The sequence below is a fragment of the Thiolapillus sp. genome (genome assembly GCF_048562965.1).
Taxonomy (GTDB): domain Bacteria; phylum Pseudomonadota; class Gammaproteobacteria; order Chromatiales; family Chromatiaceae; genus Thiolapillus; species Thiolapillus brandeum_A.
This window is the reverse complement of sequence record NZ_JBHNMF010001468.1, coordinates 1-614: the sequence shown is the minus strand read 5'-3', so window position 1 is coordinate 614 and position 614 is coordinate 1. Positions and strand designations below refer to the sequence as shown.

1 protein-coding gene is annotated in these 614 nt (G+C 57.8%); it reads right to left on the bottom strand.

The window, feature by feature from the left end; translation table 11 throughout:
• The coding region (locus ACOCD2_RS24980; RefSeq protein WP_419626358.1) for a reverse transcriptase domain-containing protein at positions 1 to 553 on the bottom strand (553 nt) is incomplete at its 3' end.
• Positions 554 to 614: the final 61 nt, after the last annotated feature.

Here is a 614-nt window from a genome sequence, read left to right as displayed (position 1 = left end):
CGAAATTCAGACTGCCACGCTTTCCACGCCGGCCTGGCCATTTGAAAAGTATCAGTTCCACCTGATAGGCAAAGTTGCTGATACTCCGGCTGTTACCCGATACTCCGTAATACGCATAATGGCCACGCAGCTTGTTTGCGGTGGTTCGCATGATCTCGGCAGTCGGCAGAGTCCGGTTGGCTCTCAACCACTCCTTGAACACTTTCAGCTTGGCGCTCAAGCGCCGGCTGATCGTCTTGCGTCCGACACGAAACCACTTCCCATTCCGCGAGGTGGTGCAATAGTGGGTGAAACCCAGGAAGTCGAAGGTTTCGGCCTTTCTCCTCCCCTGTTCTTTTGCCCACTGCTGCGCCATCGGCCCAAACGCCAGAATCCTGGTCTTCTCCGGCGCGATCTCCAGCTCGTACAGGCCAAGCCGCTTCTCCATCTCGATGCGGAATCGCTTGGCGTCCGCTTCGTGTTTGAAGCAGGCCACATAATCATCCGCATACCGGATCAGCCGCGCCGGCCCCGTACAGCCTGGTTGGAATCGCCGTTGAAACCAGAGCTCCAGCGTGTAGTGGAGGTAGCGATTCGCCAGTAGTGGCGAAATGACACCTCCCTGAGGGGGCCCC